Consider the following 14,989-nt stretch of genomic DNA (forward strand, 5'->3'; position numbering starts at 1 on the left):
CGGTTGTTTGTCGGATGACAAACAACCAGCAGAAGTTTCTCACCTCCTCACCACCGCCCGGTACCCGCCACGACCATGAGCAGTCCGCCGCGCCCTCCGAGCAGGACGGTGTCGTGGCGCGGGGAGAGGAGAGTCCAGCGTTGAGGTAACGTACATACATGCATGTAGGTGAGGGTCGGGAGACCGGCGGCCGGGGCCGCGCCGGCTCGCGCGGCACGCAGGCCGACCGGCGGGCACGTTCGCGCGAGGCACTGCTCGAATCGGCCGCCCGCGGCCTGTCCCGCTTCGGTTACGGCAACCTCGTGCTCGAACAGGTGGCCCGGGACGCCGGTTACACGCGCGGCGCGCTCTATCACCAGTTCAAGGACAAGCAGGACCTGACCCTGGCGGCCATGGAATGGGTCTACGCCACGTGGACGCAGGAGGTCGGCTCGCACGTCGAGCGCGAACGCGACCCGGCGGCCGCGCTGCTCGTCCTCGCGCGCCGCCACGCCGTCTTCTGCCGGCGCGACATCGCGCGCGTGGCGATGGCGCTGCGGCTGGAGTTCGCCGAGCAGGACCATCCGGTGGGGCGAGAGGTCGAGCAGGGGTACGAGGAACTCCTCCAGATCTGCGCCCGCCTCATCGAGGCCGGACGCGAGGCGGGCTCGATCCCCGCGGGCCCGCCTGTCAGGACACTGGCGCTCGCCTTCGTGGGCGCGATCGAGGGCACGGTGATCGCGCTCGCGGGGCGGGTTCCGTACGACGAGCCGCTCGTCGCCGCCGCTGCCGCGGGCGTGCTCGGCCTCGATCCGCGCGACGCCGCGTCCTCGTCCTCCGCCGAGCCGGGCGGCGAGCGATAAGGACGGCGCCGCGCCCCGCCTCGGCTCGCTCGTCAGGTCAGCTCCCGGGCCGCGGTGGCCAGGGCCCGGACACCCTCGACGATCCGGGCCTCGTTCAGGTCGGAGTAGCCCAGGATGAGGCCCTGGCGTCCCTCTCCGGTGAGCCGGTACGGTCCCACGCCCGCGACCTTGACGCCCTGCGCGGCGACGGCCGCGATCAGATCGTCCTCCCGCAGCCCGTCGGGCAGCCACGCGACCAGATGCAGCCCGGCGGCGATGCCCGTGGGCTCGAAGGCGGGCAGGTGCTCCTCAAGCGCGCCGAGCAGCGCGTCCCGGCGGCGCCGGTAGATCGGACGCATCCGGCGCAGATGCCGGTCGAACTCGCCGCGCAGCAGGAAGTCGGCGAACGCCAGCTGCTCGATCGCGGGTGAGCCGCGGTCGGCCAGGAGCTTCGCCTCGGCGACCGCCTCGGTGAGATGCGGCGGCGTCACCAGCCATCCGAGGCGCAGGCCGGGAGTGAGGGTCTTGCTGACCGAGCCCGCGTGGGCGACCACGTCGGGCGCGAGCCCCTGGATGGCCCCGACCGGCGCCCGGTCGTAGCGGTACTCGGCGTCGTAGTCGTCCTCCAGGACCACCGCTCCCCGGTCCCGCGCCCACCGCACCACCGACGCGCGGGCCGCGGCGGGCAGCACCCCGCCGAGCGGCCACTGGTGGGACGGTGTCAGGATGACGAGATCGGCGCCGCTGCGCTCCAGGGCGTCCACGCTGATCCCGTCGCCGGTGACCGGTACCCCGACGACCTCGAGGCCGCGCAGCTCGGCCAGCGGCCGGAGGTCGTCGTCGGCCGAGGGGTCCTCCACGGCGATCCGCCGCGCGCCGCGCCGAGCGAGGACGTCGACCATGAGGTTCACCGCCTGGCAGAAGCCACTGGTGATCACCAGCCGGGACGGCGACGCCGAGGCTCCGCGCGCCCGGTTGAGGTAGTCGGCCAGCGCCTCCCGCAGCTCGGGCACGCCGTACCCGTCGAGGTAGGTGAGCCTGTCGTGCGGCGCGTTGGTCACCACCCTCCGCAGGGAGCGCAGCCACGCGGCGCGGGGGAAGCCGGCCGGGTCCGTGCGCCCGTATCCGAAGTCGATGCGCGGCACGGTGGCGGGCGCCGGCGCGCCGCCCGGTCCCGTCCGGCAGGGACCGGCGGCCACACGGGTGTACGAGCCGGGCGTGCTGGTGAGGTAGCCCTCGGCCACCAGCTGGTCGTAGGCCTCGACCACGACCCCGCGCGAGACCCCGAGCTCGGCGGCGAGGCGCCGGGAGGGCGGGACGGACGTGCCGAGCGGAAGCCGCCCCGAGCGGATTCCCGCGCGCAGGGCGGCCTCGATCTGCCGGTGGAGCGGCACGGGCCTGGTCCGGTCGAGCTCCACGAGAAGCTCGTGCACCACCCCGGAGTTCACCGTCGTCCTCGCCACGGTCGCAGGCTAGCCCGCCACCCGCCCGCGACGCTCCTCCCGCGGCGCTCATCCCGTGACGAACGCCCCGACCGACACCGCGCAGAGGGCCAGCCCGGCGCCGTGCACCAGGCTCGTCCGCTCGCGCAGCGCCAGGGCGGCGAGGGCGACGGTGAACGCGGGGTACAGCGAGGTGATGACGGCGGCGATCGCGAGCGTTCCCTCGCGGGCGGCGAGGAAGTAGAGGATCGTCGCCGAGACGCCGAGGATGCCGGGCCACACGGCCGTCCACGGGGTCCGCCCGCGCACGGCGCGACCGCCGCCGAGCGCGAAGGCGCCGAGCACCGCGACGGCGGTCACCTGCCCGGCCGCCACCGGCCAGAGTCCCGCGCCGTCCCCGGCCCGGTCGAGGCAGACGAACAGCACCGCGAACCCGAGCCCCGCCAGCAGCCCTTCGCCCACTCCCCCGGCGTCGCGCCGCCCGGACTCCGACGACACCAGCCAGATGCCGGGGATGGCCAGCCCGATGCCGAGCAGAGCGGCGACCGTCAGGCGTTGCCCGAACGCTATGTCGACCAGCACGGGAACGCCCGCCGCCCCCACGGCCGACAGCGGCCCCGCCACGTTCATCCGTCCGCGCGACAGTCCCCGGTAGAGCGCCAGCGTGCCCACCGATCCGCCGGCACCGGCGACCAGGCCCCACACGATCGCCGCGCCGCCGGGCGCGGCCGAGCCGATGGCGAGTGCCGCGAGGACGGCCCCGGTCGCGGCGGCGGCCTGCCCGACCAGCCCGACCAGCGCGTAGTGGGTGCGGCGTGACAGCAGGCCGCCGAAGAAGTCGGAGGCTCCGTAGAGCGCGGCGGCGGCCAGTGCGAGACCCAGCATCGTGTTCATGACCTCTCCCTTTCGCGGTGTCAGTAGAGATCTTCCGCCCGGATCGGACGCCACGGCAGAGCCGATTCGGCCTCCGGATACAGGTCCGATTCATGTCGGCCCAGCGACCGGCACCGAGTACCGGCCGGAATTACCACCGCACAGATATACGGACAATGCGAAAATAAAGAACAATTCGCAGAACCTGAGGGATAGGAAATTAAGGCTTGCCGAAGGACCGGGGCCGATGACAGCATTCAGGCACCGAAAAAGGGCCAATCACATATGGCAAAGGGGGCGTAGGTGATTCGGAGGTTCGCATCTCTGGGCATCGCCGGAGTGGCGATGATCGGAATACTCGGCACCGGACTGTCATCTGTATTCGCGGCGGACGAGCCGCCCCGCCGGATCAGCATTTCCGGTACCGTCTATCTCGAGGACGACGAGACATTCGGGGACGACGAGTGCCACTACGGCGTGACCGACAACGACGTCGTCTACGGTTACCAGCAGGTGGTCATCAACCAGGACTGGTCGTGCGGCGGTGAAGTCCTCGGCACGCTGTACGGGGTGGCGGATCTCATGCCGGGCGGCGCCATCCGCTACCACGGGCAGGTCATCCTGCGTGAGGGGACCTGCGGCTGCCTGGGCGACAGCATCCGGGCCATCAAGGACTTCGACCAGGTCATCCTGCCGGAGACCAATGCCCACGTAGACCCCGGCAACGTCTCATGGGACGGCGGCGACGACGTCCATATCCAATTCCGGGCCTACAACAGCAGCCTGTAAAAGTACCCGCCCGAAACAGCGGACCCGATGGCCGCCTCGACATGAGGACGTGTTATCGGGTCCGCTGTATTCGCGGCATCGGCACCGAACGGCTCGCGGCCGGCGCCGGCCGTCCGGTGAATCACTCGACGAGACCCGCACGAAAAGCCGCGATGGCGAGTTGCACGCGGTTCGTGGCGGCCAGTTTGTCGAACAGCCGGGAAATATGGCTCTTGACGGTGGCCTCGCTCATGTGCAGGTTGGCGGCGATGGCGGAGTTCGCATGGCCGAGGCCGATCTGGACGAGCACCTCCCGTTCCCGTTCGGTGAGTGCCCGCAGCCGGTCGAGGGCCTCCCGTCTGCGGCCGGTGCGGTCCTGCGCGGTGACACGGTCGATCACCTGCCGGGTCACCTGGGGCGAGAGGATCGCGTCCCCCGCCGCGGCCAGGCGCACGGCACGCAGGAGGTCGCGGGGCGGGGTGTCCTTGAGCAGGAATCCCGTCGCCCCCGCCTCCAGCGCCCGGAAGACCGCGTCGTCGGCGTCGAAGGTGGTGAGAACGATCACCGCGGGCGGACGGCTCCGGGCGCGGATCGCCGTGGTCGCGGTGAGCCCGTCGAGGTCGGGCATGCGGACGTCCATCAGCACCACGTCGGGGCGGGCGCCGGCGACCGCGCCGATGGCCGCCCGGCCGGTGGCGGCCTCGCCGATCACCGTCAGATCGTCGGCCGTCTCCAGGATCATGCGCAGGCCCGCGCGGACGAGGGCCTCGTCGTCGACGAGCAGGACGGAGATCACGAGACGTCGCCCGGCGGCGGCCCGGTGATGCCGTGGTCGCGCCAGGGGAGCTCGGCGCGCAGCCGCCAGCCTCCGGCGTCGGCGGGTCCGCTGTGCAGCGTGCCGCCGACCAGGCGGACGCGCTCGGCGAGCCCGACGAGACCGGCTCCCGCCCCCGGCAGGTCGGCGGGTTCGGCGCCGGCGGTGTTGGCGACGGTCACGGTCACCGTGCCTCGTGTCCCCCGGTTCACGGTAACGGTGGTCCGGGCGTCCGGCGCGTGCTTGCGCACGTTGGTGAGCCCTTCCTGGACGACGCGCAGGACGACCCGGGCCATGGCCGGCGGCAGCGTCCCCGCCCGATCGTCGAGCTCGACCCGCTGTCCGGCCTGCCTGGCCGCGCCGACCAGGGACGGCAGGTCGGCGAACGGCTCGCCGGGGGACGCCTGGTCCCCTCGGAGCGCACCCAGCACGTAGCGGAGCTCCTGGAGGGCCTCCCTGGCGGTGACCCGGATCAACGCGACCCCGTCCCGTACCGGAGCGGGGCCCTCGTCCGCGGCGAGTTCGAGCGCGCCCGCGTGCAGGGCGATCAGCGACACCTTGTGGGCCAGCACGTCATGCATCTCCCGGGCGATCCGATCACGTTCGGCCGCCCGGGCCTGCTCGTCGCGCAGCCGCCGCTCGGCCTCCGCGCTCTCCGCCCGTGCGCGCCACGACTCGGCCAGTGCCCGCCGCGTGGCGGCGTATCCGCCCGCCGCCGTCACGACGGCGGCGGCACCGGCCGTCCACGCGGCGTTCTCCAGGCTGAGACGGCCCTCGTCGATCCACGACCAGCCGGCCAGCCCCGCCCATCCGGCGGCCGCCGGCAGCCACGCCCGCCGGAGCGGCACGTAGGCGCCGCCCGCGTACAGGCCGACGATCAGTGGCCCCGGATTGCCCGACACGGCATAGGACGCCGCACCCGCGATCGCCGCCAGCCGCGGACGGTGGCGCCGCCACCCCTGTGCCAGGCTCCCCGCCGCGCCCGCACCCGCGACGACCGCGGAAGGCAGCGGCGACCAGCGTCCTTTCACCGCCAACACCGCCAGGACGAGGCACGCCAGGACGATCGCCATGTCCGCGGCCCCGCGGCCGGAAACGCCGGTTCGCCAGCGGAGCGGCACATCCATGCCCGCAGCCTAGGCCGTGGCCTGGGCCGTCCTCGTCCGCCTTTCGTCGACTCCGACGGCCGCCGGTCTCCGACTTTCGTCTGAACGCGGCGTCGCCCGCGCTCCGATGTGCGCGCCGCCCGCGCCTTCCGACACTGATCCGTGCGTCCAGTCCACGAAGGGGCCGTCCATGCGCACACCGACAACTCACCTGACCGTTCGGGCCGTGCCCGCGCTCCTCCTAGCCGTCGTCCTCGCGAGCTTCCCGCTCGTCGTGGTGGCGCCGGCCGCCGCGTCCGCGCCCGCCAACGCCGGCTGCCGCGCCGCGGACCTGGGCGCGTTCTTCGACGGCACGATTCCCGGCCGCCTCAAGAGAGACAACGTCCCGGGAGCGGTGGTGTCGGTGGTGTCACGCGGCAGGACCGTTTTCGCGAAGGGATACGGAAAGGCCGACGTGGAACGAGGCGTCCCGTTCGACCCGGCGAGGTCCCTGGTACGGATCGCCTCGATCACCAAGCTCTTCACCTGGACGGCGGTGATGCAGCAGGTCGAGGCGGGCCGTCTCGACCTGGACGCGGACGTGAACCGTTACCTGACGGCGTTCAAGGTCCCGGCCGCCCACGGACGGCCGGTGACCCTGCGCACCCTCATGAACCACACCGCGGGTTTCGAGGAACGGGTCGTCGGCACCGGCGCGCGGACCGCCGACGACGTGCCGTCTCTGGAGGACCATCTCGCCTCCCGCCTGCCGGCCCGGATCCGGCCGCCGGGCGAGATCGCGGCCTACTCCAACCACGGGGCCGCGCTCGCGGGACACATCGTCAGCCGTGTGAGCGGCGAACCCTACGACCGCTACGTCCAGAACCACATCCTCGCGCCGCTCGCCATGAACCGCAGCACCGCCTCCGAACCGGTGCCCGCCCCGCTGGCGGCGGACCTGGCCCGCGGCTACGACTCCGACGCCACTCCGCCGCGCCTTATCCCCTTCACCTTCGACGTCATGCCGCCCGAAGGGTCCATCAGCGCGACGGCCTCCGACCTGGCCCGCTTCATGATCGCCCAGCTGGACGGCGGCCGGGCGGGCACGGGCACCATCCTCACTCCCCGGACCACGGCGCTGATGCACGAGCGCTCGTACGCCGCCGACCCGCGCCTGGGCGGATACGCGCACGGCTTCATGGACCGCACCGTCAACGGCCATCGGGTGCTGATGCACGACGGCAGCTGGGAAGGGTTCCAGAGCCAGCTGATCCTCGTACCCGGATGCGAGCTCGGAGTGTTCGTCTCCGCCAACGGCACGGGCGGAATCGACACCCTCACCGAAGTCGGACGCGCCTTCTTCGACCGGCTCCCACCGGTGTCCACCCCGCCCGGGCCGGCCTCGCCGGTCTCGAAGGCGCCGCTCACGGCGGCGCCACCGCGGAGCGGTTTCTACAAACCGGCACGCCGTAACGAGACGACTGTGGAGAAGCTCCTGGTCCTGCTCGGCCCGGCTCGGCTGAAGGTGGACGACGACGGCACCGTCCGTTTCAAGGGCGAGACGTGGACGCCTCAGGCCGGCGGCCTCTACACGCGCCGTGACGGCAGGGACCACCTCGTGTTCCTCGCCGGGCCGGGCGGACGCCGCTACGCCGCGACCGACGGTCCCGCGTACGAGCTGATGGGGACCGCCGAGACGTTGCCGTTCAACCTGGGCGTCCTGCTCGTCTTCGTGCTCGCCGCGGTGAGCGCGCTCGCCGTGCCGCTGGCCCGTCTCCGCCGTCGCCGCCGCTCCACGAGCGCCGCCTGGCGAACGGCGCGCTCCCTGACCGCGGTCTCCCTCGCCTTGGGGCTCGTGTTCCTGGTACTGCTCTTCGTGCAGGTCCTGGGCGATACCAGCGTTTTCCTCTACGGGATGCCGCTCAGCTTCCGGGTTCTGCTGGCTTTGCCCATCGTCCTGCTGGTGGTGGGCGCGTGCGCGTCGTTCTACACAGCGAAGGCGTGGCGAGGCTCGGGTGCCGGTGTCACCGCGCGTATCCATCAGATCGGCCTGCTCACCGGCCTGGCCGCGCTCGCGTGGTTCCTCTGGCAATGGAACCTGCTCGCCTGGTTCTGAGGACGCGGCTCACCGCGGTGCTAACACCGACCCCAGGGATTGGCGCTGAACCACCTATCTCCAGCGCACTGTGTGACACAGACTGTGTTACGTCCTGAGCGCGTTCATGAGCAAAGGCCAGACCCGGTGCAATTCACGTTTCCAATAGGGCCAGCTGTGGGTGCCGTCGCGGTAGAGGTGGGTCGTCGCGCCGATCCCCAGTCCGCGCAGGCGGCGCAGGAACGGGCCCACGGTGGAACGGACGATCGGCTCGGCGAGATTTGCCGGGCTCCAGGGAATGCCGGGCGGGTCGAGAGGGCCGGCCCGCCCGGTCAACCCGGCCGACAGATAAAGCCCGGTGCCGCGCAATCGCGGCGCCAGATACAACGGATCGCTCGCCCGCCAGTGCCTGTCGTCGACGACCGGAATCCCCCACATGTGCAGCGGGTTGACGCGTCCCGCGACGGCCGTGGCCGCCAGCAGCCCGACCGCGGTGACGGGTGTGCGGATCGTGCACAGACCGCTCAGCGCCGCCGCGTACCGGAACGTGCCGGTGTTGCGCGCGGCGCTGAGCAGCGCGCCGTACCCGCCGCCCGACACGCCGGCGACCGCCCGTACCGGAGCCGCCCCGTACCTGTCGCTGACCAGCTCGAACACCTCCCGGACATGGAAGGTCTGCCACTGCGGCCCCCGCCGCCAGTCGGCGTAGCCGCCCGCCCGGCCGCCGTCCGGCATCACGACCAGCACGTCGTCGTCGCGGCTGAGCCGTTCCACGTCGGTCTCCCGCGTCCACGACCGGCAGTCGTCCAGACCTCCGTGGTGCAGGGTCAGCAACGGCCAGGTCCGCCCGCCGCGCGGCGACCACGCCCGCGGCAGCAGCACCTGGATCCGCATTTCTTCGGTGCCGACCGAATCCGCGCGGACCCGCAATTCACGGAGCCTGTCGGTCAGTCGCTCCTCGGCCAGTACTTTGACGCCCATGACCGAGAATTATGGCGATCACGGACGCGGAGGTCTCCACCTCCGGATGAGCACTGATACGCCTTTATTCGTGCTTTTCCACAGCCCTGTCGAAAGGCCGTTCAAGGTTGCCCGAAAACGCGGGATCGCACTCGTTCGAGCGCTTGGACGTGCCAGTCGTCCAGCACCTCCAGCGTCCGGCGGCCGAGCTCGACATCGCCGGTCTCCAGAGCGGTGATCACCTGTCCCCAGAACCACGCGTGCTCGGCGGGGTCGCTGTAGAGCGGCTCCACGACTTCGGGGATCTCGCCGAGCATCCCGCCCATGCTGTTGAGCAGGCCGAGGGTGATACCGCCGCCGAGCGCGGTGTGCAGCGTGCGCAGGATCTGCAGGACGCTCTGGTGCACGTCGGTGGCCCGCACGGGCCGGGTCTCGGAGAGCAGCTGCAACTGCCGCAGGGCGCGGCGGGGCGGGCCGGCGTCGACGGCCGCCGGATCGGCCGCGAGCCTGTTCAGCGCGGCCTGGTAGAACAGCTGGAGCGTCTCCAGGATCTCCTTGACGTTCTGCACGGTCAGCTCGGGCAGCGTGCTGGAGAACCGGAAGAGGTACTGCCAGGTCTCGATACCGCCGTAGAGCTGGATGTCACGGACCACCACGCCGACGCCGTGGCGCGGCTCCACGAAGCCCGCCGCCCGCAGCCGGGCCAGCACCTGCTGGACGGTCGAGGGATTGATCTCGTGCTCCTCGGCCAGCCGCCGGATCGACGGCAGGCTGTCGCCGGCCTTGAGCCGTCCCGTGGCGATCTGGAGCGCGATCCGGTCGGTGACGTCATCGACAACACTGCTCCGCGCCATCACGCCGCCCCCTCGTGCCGTGCCCGTGCGTCCGCCGTCAGACCCCACCGGCCTGAGGTGGGCGGGCGGCCTGTGCCGGACAGTGTAGGGACGGCGGCAGGGCTCCCACGACCCTGGGCGCCGGAGCCCGTGGCTTGGGAGCCCGTGGTCTCCGAGGCGGCGCCGCGCCCCGGAGGTTCACGTTCTCGGGATCAGGTGACCGGGTTCTCCACGAGGTACACCTTCGGCGTGGGCGACGCGCAGCTGCCCGTGGCCTTGGTGCCGCCGTTGAAGGTGAAGTCGGCCGCGGCCTCGCCGAGCATGATCGCCACGGTCTTGGCACCGGCGGCCGGCGTGAACGGCCCGGCCGTCAGGGTGCCGTTCGCGGGCAGGGACAACACGATCTTCTTGTCGCGCACCAGCGGAATCTGCGGGATGTCGATCCCGGCGGCGGCGACGTTCTGCGTCTCGGGGACGCCTCCTTCGGAGACGAGGTTCAGCTTGGTGACCTTGCCCGAGGCCGTGGTGTATCCCTTGTCGACGAGCTTGTTCACGGTCGCCGCGGGGAGGGTCAGCGCCCCGGAGGCGCGGGTGAACGAGAACGATCCGTTGCGCTTGACGGTCAGCGGGATGTTGGCGCCGACCGCGATGCCGATGTCGAGCGGCTCGCCGTTGAGCGTGCAGGAGTACGGGGCGTTGATGATGCCGACGAGCTCGTTGGACGCCGGCTCGGCGAAGTTCAGCGGCGCGCCCTGGATCTTGGCGGGCGGCTGGCCCGCCCGGCCGCCGATCGCGATCTTCAGCAGCGCGTTGCCCTGGGTGGCCTTGCAGTCGGCCTTGATGGGCAGGTTGAAGCCCCAGTCGGACCGGAGGGAGACCTCCGCGACGGCGCCGTCGAACTTCAGCGTCGTCGCGCCGCTCTGCGCCGCCGTGAACGGCCCGACCTCGAAGCTGGGCTGTCCCTGGACGGGCAGTCCCACCTTCAGCGGCTTACCCGCCTCGATCGCGATGTCCTTGATCTCGAACGGCTTGTCCTTGGCGATGTTGATGGACTCGGGCGAGGACGTGCTGGCACCGATACTGAGGTTGGTGATCTTCGCGTCCGCCTTGGTGATGCCGAGGATCGGCGTCAGCGCCGTCAGCCACGACGGGAAGGTGATGCTGCCCGAGCCCTGCGTCAGCCAGAACTCCTGCCCCGGCCCGAGCTGGACCGGGGCGACGCCCTGCACGTCGACGTCGGTCGGCAGATAGAACACCGGCAGCCCGCCGAGGGTGATCGTGCAGCCGATCGGAAGCTTGAACCGGCCGGTGTCCACACCGACCTCCGGCACGTCGTTCACCGGCAGGGCGTTGGCGGCCGGCGCGGCGGTGCCCACGGAGACCGCGCACAGCGCGGCGGCCAGCGCCGCGGCGCCCCACCTGAGCGGGCCGCGCCGCGGCCCCCTCGCCCGCGGTCCGGCATCGATGCGTTGGGTCCATCTCATGACGGTCGTCACCTCACAGATACACGAGTGGTGTTTTTGGGACGACCTCAGCGTGCGCCAAGGGGACGGCGCACACTATGGAGCCCGGTGCGTTCTTTGAGGCAGCCGATTAGCAATCTTCTGCACAGTGAGCCAAGCGCTATGCGACGCACTGTGTGACACAGTGTCCCGGGCTACCGGCGGGGACGCATCCGCCTGCGCAGGCGAGCCGCCTCCTGGTGGATCTCGGTCTCCGTCTCCAGGAGCTTGGCCTCCGCCTTCTCGGTGCGGAGCCGGGCGCGCATCTCCCGGAAGCTCGGGGTGCGGCGCCGCTCGCGCGCGGCGGCGTCGCGGCGGGGTGAACGGCCGCGCGACAACCGGTCCAGGAATCCCATCGTCCTCACTCCTCGCTCCCCCGAGCCGTGTCGTCCGACCGGCCCCTACCCCGGTCGCGCGCGCCCATCCCGATCACCCCTCCCACGTGGGCCTCGGCGTCCTCGGGAGCCAGGAAGTCCTGGAGCTCGCGATGGCGGAACTGGTAGGTGGCCCCGCTGACGCGCAGCAGGCGCGCCTCGCAGGCCCAGTCCAGGAACGTCCACAGCCGGAGCGGGAGCAGGCCGCGCGAGGCGGCGACGACCAGGCCGATCATGGTGCGGGACCAGGCGATCGCGCCGAAGGCGAACCCGAACGTGACGCCGCCCACGAGCGCGCAGAGCAGCGAGACGAGCGGTCCCTGGTTCATGACGAACACCAGGAACGCGGCGACGCCGCCGGTCAGGCCGAACGCCACGCCGATCGCGGGGTTGCGGTGCAGTGCCTCCCGGGGATGGGCCAGCTCGGCGTCCGTGCTCCAGCCGCCTGTGGCGATCTTGAAGACGACACCGAGCGCGAACGCCATCACGGCGGCACCCCCGACCGCGAGCGTGAACGCCAGCGGGCCGGCCCCGGCGAGGCGCACCGGCGGCAGCCCGGTGAGCGCGCCGCACAGGGCGAAGCCCATGAGGCTGGCCGGCTCGGCCCGGACCGCCTCGGCGACGGTCATGCGCTCGGCGCCGCGCCGTCCCGCCGCGGTCACCCCGATGACCGCGCCGAGCACCAGGCCACCGGTGGTGCCCGCGGTGACGGCGAAGCCGGGGCCGAAGAGCTCTCCGCCGGTGAGCCAGAGCCCCGCCAGGCCGCCGAGCGCGCCCGCCGGAGCGCCCGCCAGCACGCCGAGGAGCCCGCCGGCCACGCGCTGGCGGCGCGGCACGTTGGCCCGCCCGCCCGCGGCGGACGGCCAGGGCGACAGCGCCAGGCCGGTCGCGATGGCCACCCAGCCCGCCATGAGCGCCAGGGTCAGGCCTTCGGCGACGCCGATCCCGGCGCGCGCGGCGTCCGGCGAGTCGACCGCCGAGCCCGTCCAGAACGCCAGCATCGCGATGACCGCGAAGACCGCGCAGGCCAGGCCGTGCAGCACCCGGACCCGGACCCGGCCGCCGATCGGCCACAGCAGATGCGGGACGATGTCGATCGCCGTCAGGCCGGGCGGCGGCCGCTCGATCTCGACGGCGTGGGCCGCCTGCCACCGCAGGTGCTCGGCGAGGTGGACGAGCCAGCGGCGCACCTGGTCGGGACGGTACGGGGCGCCGTGCGCGCCGCGCGGGGTGAGCTCGGTCGCCGCCGGGACGTACGCGTCGAGCAGTCTCCGGGTGATCTGCGCGGCCGCCTTCGCGGGGTCGGCGTCCGGCCCGGCGTCCAGCAGCTCGTCCGGGTCGGCGCCCGACTCCACGGCGGTCACGGTCAGCAGCAGCCGCCACGGCGTGGCCAGCGCGAGGTGCACGGCCGTGGCCGCCGGTCCCGACAGCATCGCGACGATGCGGTCGCGGTGCCTCCCGCATGGATGACCGTCGGGCCAGCGAGCGTCCAGGTAGGCGCCGATCTGGTCGGCGGTCAGCGAGTGCAGGTGGATCCGCGCGGCGTCCTCAAGGCCGGCGCGGACCTCGGCGAGCTCGGCGTAACGATCGGCGCGGCAGGTCACGACCACCGCCCCCGCGCGCCGCCCCGACAGGTCGCTGTACCGGTTGAGCTCGGCCAGCAGCCCGATCGCGCGGCGCGGCGGCCCCCCGGAAGGCTGGGGATCGAGCTCGTCCAGCCCGTCCACCACCGGCAGGACCCGGCGGTCGCGCACGAGCCGGGCGGCGTCGTCGGCGGGGAGCCCGTACTCCTGCGTGAGCTGCCCGGCCACCCACGCCTCGAACGGGCTGCCCAGCGTCCAGCGGGCCGCGTCGAGACGCACCGGCACCATCGGGCGCCCGGCCGGCGGCACGCCCGTGACGAACGGCTCCATCAGCTGCAGCACCAGCTCGATGGCGAGGACCGTCTTGCCCGCGCCCGACTCGCCCACGATGAGCAGGCGCCGCGGCGTCAGGCGGCCGAAGAACCGCCCGATCGCCTGCAGGTCGTCGATCACCTCACCGGTCTCGCCGGGATGCGGGGGGCCGGCGTGCGGGCCGAAGGAGATCGGCGCGATGTTGTAGCCGCCGAGCAGTCCCTTGCGCGCCCGGTCCTCCTCCCGGGCCACGCGCCGCACCAGGAGGTCGAGCGCCGGGTCGGTCTCGGGGCGGGCGGAGGCCGCCGTCGCCTGGGCCACGACCCAGTCCCGGACGGCCTCCGGTACGTCGGCCGCCACCGCCACGGCGGTGTCCTCGGCCACCGCCACGGTCTCCGCGTCCGCCACGGCCGCCGTCTCCACCTCACGTCCGTCGTCCGCGGGGGCCCCCGAAGGGACCGGTGAACGGGCGGGCGACTCGGTCAACTCGGTCAACTCGATCAACGCGGTCCTGGCGGCACGCCAGCGTTCGAGTTCGCCCGGGACGAGCTCGGGCGGGTAGTCGCCGTAGCGCAGGCAGGCGGTGACGAAGGCCTTGACGAAGTCCCACCGCGGCACCTTGCCCGTCTGCCGCAGCACATGCGAGATGGTGCTCTTCGGCAGCGCGTCGATCGCCGTGCCGTCCGGGATCACCGTCCGGCCGCCGAGGGAGCGCAGCCTGCTCAGGGACGGGTCGCCCGCCCACTGGCGGAGCCGTACCAGCGCCTGGACGAAGTCGTCCGGGGTGCCGGCCCCGGTGGGGTCGGGAGGACGTGGTGGGCTCGTCGTCATCGGTGCTCGGCCCCCACCAGCGCCCACTCGAACGTCGCCCTCTCCCGTCGCGGCCACCGGCCGTCATGGCAGGTGCCCATCACCGTCTGAACGTGATGTGACTCCATCAGGAAGTTACGCGCCTCATCGGACTCGACCAGTTCCCTGCCGACCGCGATGGGGACGAACCCGTGCCGCGGAATGTAGACCCAGCGGCCGCGGTCCCAGTCGTAGGGGTCGAACCAGTGGTGCCGGACCGTGCCGGACACCCGCACCTGCGATCCGGTGCGGGTCAGGGTGAACGACCCGCGCGAGCGCAGCTGGCTCATCCTGCTGACGTAGAAGAGCTCCGTGCCGATGAAGGCGTTGATCCGCGCGTCCCAGTGGTCGCGCACCCAGGTCGACTCGCCGTCGGCCAGCGACCGTGCCTCGCGCGCGAGCTGCCGTTCGAACCTGCGCTGGTTCTTGCGCTCGGCCTTCCTGATCACCCGGAACGAGCGCAGCCAGCGCCGTGACAGCGGCCGGGACGCGCCCGCGCCGTCCATGAAGTGCTCGAGGAAGTCGGCGGCGATCGGGTGGACCCGCCGGCTCTCGACGATGATCGAACGGAACAGCCCGGCCAGTTCCGGGACGGGCCGTCCCGTCCGGCGCCGGAAACCTCGAAGGAACATCGTTGCCTCGTCCGTCCGCGTGGGGGATCACCCCGGAGTCGGTCCG

Annotated in this window: 13 protein-coding genes; 3 read left to right on the forward strand and 10 right to left on the reverse strand. The window is 72.4% G+C overall.

The features are described 5' to 3' along the window. The first annotated feature begins 158 nt into the window (after positions 1–158). Positions 159–842, forward strand: a complete 684-nt coding sequence (locus tag ABD333_RS45050; protein WP_344549067.1) for a TetR/AcrR family transcriptional regulator — start codon at positions 159–161, stop codon at positions 840–842. 32 nt (positions 843–874) lie between these two features. Here ABD333_RS45050 and pdxR read toward each other — a convergent pair whose 3' ends face one another. Together pdxR and ABD333_RS45060 are read right to left on the reverse strand one after the other, a co-directional pair. Then, positions 875–2,284, reverse strand: a complete 1,410-nt coding sequence (gene pdxR, locus ABD333_RS45055) for a MocR-like pyridoxine biosynthesis transcription factor PdxR (protein WP_344549068.1) — start codon at positions 2,282–2,284, stop codon at positions 875–877. A gap of 48 nt (positions 2,285–2,332) precedes the next feature. After that, entirely contained in the window at positions 2,333–3,157 is an 825-nt protein-coding gene (locus ABD333_RS45060) for an EamA family transporter (RefSeq protein WP_344549069.1), read from the reverse strand. A gap of 324 nt (positions 3,158–3,481) precedes the next feature. Between ABD333_RS45060 and ABD333_RS45065 the strand changes: the two genes are divergently transcribed. Continuing rightward, positions 3,482–3,925, forward strand: a complete 444-nt coding sequence (locus ABD333_RS45065; RefSeq protein ID WP_344549070.1) for a hypothetical protein — start codon at positions 3,482–3,484, stop codon at positions 3,923–3,925. A gap of 121 nt (positions 3,926–4,046) precedes the next feature. Here the strand turns inward: ABD333_RS45065 and ABD333_RS45070 are convergent, their stop codons facing one another. Both ABD333_RS45070 and ABD333_RS45075 read right to left on the reverse strand, forming a co-directional pair. Continuing rightward, on the reverse strand, positions 4,047–4,700 hold the full coding sequence (locus ABD333_RS45070; protein WP_344549071.1) for a response regulator: 654 nt from the start codon (positions 4,698–4,700) through the stop codon (positions 4,047–4,049). Further along, positions 4,697–5,845: a sensor histidine kinase gene (locus ABD333_RS45075; RefSeq protein ID WP_344549072.1), complete on the reverse strand. Its 1,149-nt coding sequence runs from the start codon at positions 5,843–5,845 to the stop codon at positions 4,697–4,699. Before ABD333_RS45075 ends, ABD333_RS45070 begins: the two co-directional genes overlap by 4 nt. A gap of 169 nt (positions 5,846–6,014) precedes the next feature. Between ABD333_RS45075 and ABD333_RS45080 the strand changes: the two genes are divergently transcribed. Beyond that, the gene (locus ABD333_RS45080) at positions 6,015–7,919 is read left to right on the forward strand and encodes a serine hydrolase domain-containing protein (protein ID WP_344549073.1); all 1,905 of its coding nucleotides are present in this window, start codon (positions 6,015–6,017) and stop codon (positions 7,917–7,919) included. An 87-nt stretch (positions 7,920–8,006) separates the two neighbouring features. On the opposite strand, the gene ABD333_RS45085 is transcribed toward ABD333_RS45080, so the two are convergent. The 6 genes from ABD333_RS45085 to ABD333_RS45110 form a co-directional block, all read right to left on the reverse strand. Then, complete coding sequence (locus tag ABD333_RS45085) at positions 8,007–8,879, reverse strand: alpha/beta hydrolase (protein WP_344549074.1); 873 nt, start codon at positions 8,877–8,879, stop codon at positions 8,007–8,009. Positions 8,880–8,980: 101 nt separating this feature from the next. Then, complete coding sequence (locus tag ABD333_RS45090) at positions 8,981–9,712, reverse strand: GntR family transcriptional regulator (RefSeq protein ID WP_344549075.1); 732 nt, start codon at positions 9,710–9,712, stop codon at positions 8,981–8,983. A gap of 191 nt (positions 9,713–9,903) precedes the next feature. Continuing rightward, on the reverse strand, positions 9,904–11,175 hold the full coding sequence (locus ABD333_RS45095) for a DUF6801 domain-containing protein (protein WP_344549076.1): 1,272 nt from the start codon (positions 11,173–11,175) through the stop codon (positions 9,904–9,906). A 173-nt stretch (positions 11,176–11,348) separates the two neighbouring features. Then, positions 11,349–11,549 (reverse strand): hypothetical protein, encoded by a 201-nt coding sequence (locus ABD333_RS45100; protein WP_344549077.1) that lies wholly within the window; start codon positions 11,547–11,549, stop codon positions 11,349–11,351. 5 nt (positions 11,550–11,554) lie between these two features. Then, a complete protein-coding gene (locus tag ABD333_RS45105; RefSeq protein WP_344549078.1) occupies positions 11,555–14,293 on the reverse strand; it encodes an NACHT domain-containing protein in 2,739 nt (912 codons plus the stop codon). Next, the gene (locus ABD333_RS45110) at positions 14,290–14,943 is read right to left on the reverse strand and encodes a hypothetical protein (protein WP_344549079.1); all 654 of its coding nucleotides are present in this window, start codon (positions 14,941–14,943) and stop codon (positions 14,290–14,292) included. Before ABD333_RS45110 ends, ABD333_RS45105 begins: the two co-directional genes overlap by 4 nt. Between the last annotated feature and the right edge of the window lie 46 nt (positions 14,944–14,989).

It is taken from the genome of Actinomadura fulvescens (genome assembly GCF_039533225.1).
Lineage (GTDB): Bacteria > Actinomycetota > Actinomycetes > Streptosporangiales > Streptosporangiaceae > Spirillospora > Spirillospora fulvescens.

Excerpts from the sequence above, each read along its gene's own strand:
- ABD333_RS45095 (WP_344549076.1), bottom strand. The coding sequence starts at position 11,175 with ATGAGATGGACCCAACGCATCGATGCCGGACCGCGGGCGAGGGGGCCG.
- ABD333_RS45060 (WP_344549069.1), bottom strand. The coding sequence starts at position 3,157 with ATGAACACGATGCTGGGTCTCGCACTGGCCGCCGCCGCGCTCTACGGA.
- ABD333_RS45105 (WP_344549078.1), bottom strand. The coding sequence starts at position 14,293 with ATGACGACGAGCCCACCACGTCCTCCCGACCCCACCGGGGCCGGCACC.
- ABD333_RS45050 (WP_344549067.1), top strand. The coding sequence starts at position 159 with ATGCATGTAGGTGAGGGTCGGGAGACCGGCGGCCGGGGCCGCGCCGGC.
- ABD333_RS45100 (WP_344549077.1), bottom strand. The coding sequence starts at position 11,549 with ATGGGATTCCTGGACCGGTTGTCGCGCGGCCGTTCACCCCGCCGCGAC.
- ABD333_RS45075 (WP_344549072.1), bottom strand. The coding sequence starts at position 5,845 with ATGGATGTGCCGCTCCGCTGGCGAACCGGCGTTTCCGGCCGCGGGGCC.
- ABD333_RS45065 (WP_344549070.1), top strand. The coding sequence starts at position 3,482 with ATGATCGGAATACTCGGCACCGGACTGTCATCTGTATTCGCGGCGGAC.
- ABD333_RS45110 (WP_344549079.1), bottom strand. The coding sequence starts at position 14,943 with ATGTTCCTTCGAGGTTTCCGGCGCCGGACGGGACGGCCCGTCCCGGAA.
- ABD333_RS45090 (WP_344549075.1), bottom strand. The coding sequence starts at position 9,712 with ATGGCGCGGAGCAGTGTTGTCGATGACGTCACCGACCGGATCGCGCTC.
- ABD333_RS45085 (WP_344549074.1), bottom strand. The coding sequence starts at position 8,879 with ATGGGCGTCAAAGTACTGGCCGAGGAGCGACTGACCGACAGGCTCCGT.
- ABD333_RS45080 (WP_344549073.1), top strand. The coding sequence starts at position 6,015 with ATGCGCACACCGACAACTCACCTGACCGTTCGGGCCGTGCCCGCGCTC.